Here is a 5343-nt window from a genome sequence, read left to right as displayed (position 1 = left end):
AGGAAGGCGATGGCTTCCAGGTTCTCGTTGCCGCCGTACTTGTTGGGAATCCAATCGCCGGGCTGGCGGGAATAGTCGAGGTAGAGCATCGAAGCCACGGCATCGACGCGCAGGCCGTCGAGGTGGAATTCTTCCAGCCAGAACAGGGCGCTGCCGACCAGGAAGTTGCGGACTTCGTTGCGGCCATAGTTATAAATCAGCGTGCCCCAGTCGCGGTGTTCGCCGAGGCGCGGGTCTTCGTGTTCGTACAGCGGCGTGCCGTCGAACCACGCCAAGCCGTGGGCGTCCTTGGGGAAGTGGGCGGGCACCCAGTCCAGGAACACGCCGATGCCGTGGGCGTGGCAGTAATCGACGAACCAGCGGAAATCGTCCGGCGTGCCGAACCGGCTGGTGGGCGCGAAATAGCCGGTGGTCTGATAGCCCCACGAGCCGTCGAACGGATGCTCGGTGATGGGCAGCAGTTCGATGTGGGTGAAGCCAAGTTCCTTGGCGTAGTCCACCAGTTGCACCGCCAGGTCGCGGTAATTGAGGAATTCGCCATCGGCGCCCAGCCGCCAGGAACCCAGGTGGACTTCGTACACCGACATGGGTTCATGCAGCCATTCCCGCGACTTGCGGGCTTCAACCCAGGCTGCGTCGGTCCATTGGAACGTGGTCTCGGCCACGGTGATGGAGGCGTTGTTGGGCCGGACTTCAAAGTATTGGCCGTAGGGGTCGGTTTTCAACAGGACCGTGCTTTGCTGCCGGTTGCGAATTTCGAACTTATAGACCGTACCCGCCGGGAGTTCGGGAATAAATAATTCCCACACGCCACTGCCGCCCCGCGCCCGCAAGGGATGCGCCCGCCCGTCCCAGGCGTTGAAGTCGCCGACCACGCTGACCCGCTCGGCGTTGGGTGCCCAGGTGGCGAACAGGGTGCCGGACACGCCATCCACCGTGTGGGGATGGGCACCGAGAATGCGGTAGATATGCCAGTGCTTGCCCTCGCCGAAGAGATAAAGATCGAAGTCGGCGAGTTGCGGGGGGAAGGTGTAGGGGTCGATGTGGTTGCCGGTTTGGCCTGATTTATCCTGCCAAAACAGCCGGTAATGCTCGGGAATTTTGGCACTGGCTTCGACTGAGGCTTCAAACAGGTCGGTGCCGGGAACGCGCACCATTTCTGGGCCTTTGGCACCGATTCGCACCGTTTCGGCGTGCGGCAGCAGTGCCCGGAATATCTCCTTGCCTTGGCCCTGATGCCGCCCCAACACCGCGAAGGGATCGTGGTGACGGGCCTGGACGATGCGTTGGAGTTCGGAGTCCAAGCTGGTTTCGGAGTCGTTGCCGGAAGCGGTATGCCTGTCGGTCGAGTTCACTTTGATGGGCCTCTGATAGTAGAATGGCGCTATCGGCAGAACCCCGAGCGCCTGGGGCTAATCTTACACAAAATTGCGCCCCGGATGTACGTCAAGCCCCTTATGGAGACTTAATCCCATGCCAGAGTCGATGCATCAATCCCGCTTCGTAAGCCGTCTCACCAGACATACTTTGGCGCTGATTTTGGCCGGGGGGCGCGGCACCCGCCTGCACAAACTCACCGAATGGCGCGCCAAACCCGCCGTCCCGTTTGGCGGAAAATTCCGCATTGTTGATTTCCCCCTTTCCAACTGCCTGAATTCCGGCATCCGCCAAGTGGGGGTGCTGACCCAATATAAGGCAGACTCCCTAATTCGGCATATCCAGCAGGGCTGGGGATTTCTTCGGGCGGAATTGGGTGAGTTCGTCGATGTCATGCCCGCCCAGCAGCGCATTGAGGAATCTTGGTACGCGGGCACCGCCGACGCCGTTTACCAAAATTTGGATATTCTTCGCCAGCGCGATCCCGAGTACATCCTGGTTTTGGCCGGCGACCATGTCTATAAGATGGACTACGGTCTCATGATTGCCTACCACGTCGAGCAGCAGGCCGACTTGACCATCGGTTGTATGGAGGTTCCGCTCGACGAGGCCAAGGCGTTCGGCGTGATGCACATCAACGAGGACAAGCGCATTTTCGATTTCATCGAAAAGCCCGCCAACCCGCCCTCCATGCCCAACCGGCCCGATCATGCCCTGGCGTCGATGGGCATCTACGTATTCAACACAGCCTTTCTGTTCGAGCAGCTCATCAAGGACGCCGACACACCCGGCTCCAGTCATGACTTCGGTAAGGACATCATTCCCGCCGTCATCAAGAAATACCGCGTGTTCGCCTACCCCTTCCGCGATGCACAGAGCGGCGTGCAAGCCTACTGGCGCGATGTGGGGACGGTGGATTCGTACTGGGCGGCCAATATGGAATTGATCGGCGTCGATCCCGAACTTAATTTGTATGACCGGGATTGGCCCATCTGGACCTACCAGCCGCAGACGCCGCCCGCGAAATTCATTTTTGACGATGAAGACCGGCGCGGCATGGCGGTGGATTCGATGGTGTCGGGGGGCTGCGTGATTTCCGGTGCCGAGGTGCGGCATTCCCTGTTGTTCAGCAATGTCCGGGTGAATTCCTATTCCAAGGTAAAGGACTCTGTGATTCTGCCCGAAGTGAACATCGGTCGTCATTGCCGCATTACCAAAGCCGTCATTGACCGAGGCTGTCATATCCCACCGAACACGGTGATTGGCGAAAACCTGGAAGAAGACCGGAAGCGCTTCCATGTCAGCCCAAGTGGCGTGGTGTTGGTGACGCCTGACGATCTGGGGCAAAAGCTCCATTTCGCCCGATAATATTTCTCGGCCTTTCGCAGCAAAAGAATATAAATCCGCCTCGACAGCCCGTGGTCATCCGTGACGCGGGCTGGTCGAGGCGAATCGGTGAAAATTCCCGCGTTCCAGGCCAACTTTCCAAAGCCCCTAATTCTTTACTCGGCTCGGATTGATTTCCTCCTTCCGCTTGGGCGGTTTATCCAACAAGTTGGCTCGCAGGGTCGACTATCTCAAGGCATTGGGCTTCGGGGCACCAAACCGCCTCGGCGGGGGCGTGTGGATATGGATTCTGTGCCTTCGAGTTTGCCCAGCGGCCAGAGCGGCAGCCACCAAGCCGCCCATCGGCGCTCCCCTCACCCATTTCGCACCCCGGTGCGATCATAGCCTTCCAACCCATTATCGGTAAGATAAGCAGTGACCCAAGCGCATAGCATCCTGGACCGGCGGAGGGCCGGCGTTCTCCTGCACATAACCTCTCTGCCCGGCGCGGCGGACAACGGCGACCTCGGGCGGAACGCCTACCGCTTTGTGGATTTTCTGGCTGGATGCGGCGTCAGCATTTGGCAGACTTTGCCGATCAACCCCACCCATCCCGACGGTTCGCCTTATCAATGCTTGTCGGCCCATGCCGGGAATCCGGCCTTGATCGACCTTCAATGGCTTGCCGAACGAGGCTGGCTGCCGAGCGGGGAGTCTTGGGGTGGAAAACTTGCGCCGAACCAGCGCCGTGCCCTTGGGTTGCGCATGGCCTTTGAGTCGTTTAAGCAATCGCCGGAGGACGGCTATTGGCGGGCCTATGGGGAGTTCGTCGAGCGCCATCACGGGTGGTTGTCCGATTACGCGCTATTCATGGTGTTGCGGGAAGAGCTGGGCTATCGACCCTGGCAGGCGTGGCCCGCGCCCATTCGCGAGCGTCAGCCGTCCGCGTTGGAGGCCGCCCATCTCCGGCTGGCCGAAAGCATTGCGCGGGTGAAGTTTGAGCAATTCGTGTTTTTCCAGCAGTGGGCGGAACTGCGGGAATACGCCAGACAGCGCGGGGTGCTGCTGTTCGGCGATATTCCTATTTTCATCGCCAGCGACAGCGCCGACGTGTGGGCGCAACAGGAATATTTCGACCTGACGGCGGAAGGGCAGGCCCGGGTGGTCGCCGGGGTGCCGCCGGACTACTTCTCCGCCACAGGGCAGCGCTGGGGCAATCCCCATTACAACTGGGCCAAAATGGAGGCCGACGGCTTCCGCTGGTGGCTGGAGCGCTTCCGCAGCCAACTGGCGCTTTACGATTGGATACGCATCGACCATTTCCGGGGCTTCGAAGCCTATTGGGAGATTCCCGCCGAATCCGAGACGGCCATGCAGGGTCGCTGGGTGAAGGCGCCCGGCGAGGCGCTGCTGAACGCTTTGTTCAAGGCGATGGACGGGGCGGGCTTGCCCTTGGTTGCGGAAAACCTAGGGATAATCACGGAGGAAGTCGAAGCCCTGCGGAACCAGTTCGACATTCCCGGCATGTTGATCCTCCAATTCGCCTTCGATGGCGGGCCGGGCAATCCGTACCTGCCCCACAATCACACGGCCAACAACGTGGTTTACACGGGCACCCACGACAATGACACCACGCTCTCCTGGTACGAAAGCCTGACCCCGGAGCAGCAAGGCCATGTCTACCAGTATCTCGGCAATCCAGATAGGCAGATGCCCTGGACGTTGGTGCAAAGCGCGCTGGCGTCGGTCGCGAAGCTGGCTATCCTGCCCATGCAAGACATCCTCGGGCTGGGCAAGGGCCATCGCATGAACGCCCCCGGCACCGTCGAGGGCAATTGGCGTTGGCGCTTCGCCTGGGATCAGTTGAGCGAACAGAAGGTGGCCGAGTTTGCCCAGATGATCCGCCTGTACGGGCGGCATCCCGAAGCGTGATGACTGGCTTCTGGATCCAGCCATGGGGCCACATGAGATTCGGTCTTTTTGAATCCCCTCGCGTCCGCTAAGGCATCGGGGCGGGGGGGCGAGCGTGTTTGATTGATGGCTGCAAGCCCGGACGGGTTCTGAGCCGATTTCCGGGAATAATTCCCCCACACCCCAAAGCCGAAAATTTATGGCTCGTAGCCCCGGCCTCAGTCGGCCCAGCACCGGCTGAAGCCTGTCCTGAGCTTCGGTCGAAGGGCCGGGACCACGAGCTGTTTGCGGGGCAATCGTTTTCAGGAATCGCCTTAGCCATCCCCGCCATCCCACCACAGGTTCCTCCCCCCGCACCCTCTACAGCGGGATTCATCGTTCCCAACAGGTTCGTTACGTGACGGACTCTGTGCGATGGCCATTAGTTCGGCTGTCTTGGGGGGCATGGTCCGCTACAGGCGGCATCTTTGTGCCGGAATCCATGCCATGGTGGTTTCCTATAACGCCCATGTTCTCCACAAGGGTTTGACCGTCCTTATTGTATGCTCGGGAGGGGCAAATTATGACGGTGATGTTTTAAGTGAAAACTCCAGCATGACTGGCTCAGAAATTTTTATCCTCCTTCGTGAATAGTTACCTTTATTCAAAGGTTTCATGTGATATAACAGTTCAAAAGTTGGCTCGGTTTAGATAGAGTTCTTTTTAAAGACATTTCAGATATGCAATTGA

General features: G+C 59.4%; 3 protein-coding genes. 2 read left to right on the top strand and 1 reads right to left on the bottom strand.

Features of this window, described 5'->3' with window-relative positions:
* The coding region (gene glgB, locus ACXWUF_RS17870) for a 1,4-alpha-glucan branching enzyme (RefSeq protein ID WP_458495969.1) at nucleotides 1-1304 on the bottom strand (1304 nt) is incomplete at its 3' end.
* Nucleotides 1305-1473: 169 nt separating this feature from the next.
* On the opposite strand from glgB, the gene glgC reads away from it, so the two are divergent.
* Both glgC and malQ read left to right on the top strand, forming a co-directional pair.
* Nucleotides 1474-2745, top strand: a complete 1272-nt coding sequence (glgC, locus tag ACXWUF_RS17865; RefSeq protein WP_458495968.1) for a glucose-1-phosphate adenylyltransferase — start codon at nucleotides 1474-1476, stop codon at nucleotides 2743-2745.
* Between the two features lie 393 nt (nucleotides 2746-3138).
* The gene (malQ, locus tag ACXWUF_RS17860; protein WP_458495967.1) at nucleotides 3139-4635 is read left to right on the top strand and encodes a 4-alpha-glucanotransferase; all 1497 of its coding nucleotides are present in this window, start codon (nucleotides 3139-3141) and stop codon (nucleotides 4633-4635) included.
* The last annotated feature ends 708 nt before the right edge of the window (nucleotides 4636-5343 follow it).

The organism is Methylomagnum sp., from assembly GCF_054333355.1.
The sequence above is the reverse complement of the archived record's forward strand: the minus strand, read 5'-3'. Positions and strand labels throughout refer to the sequence as shown.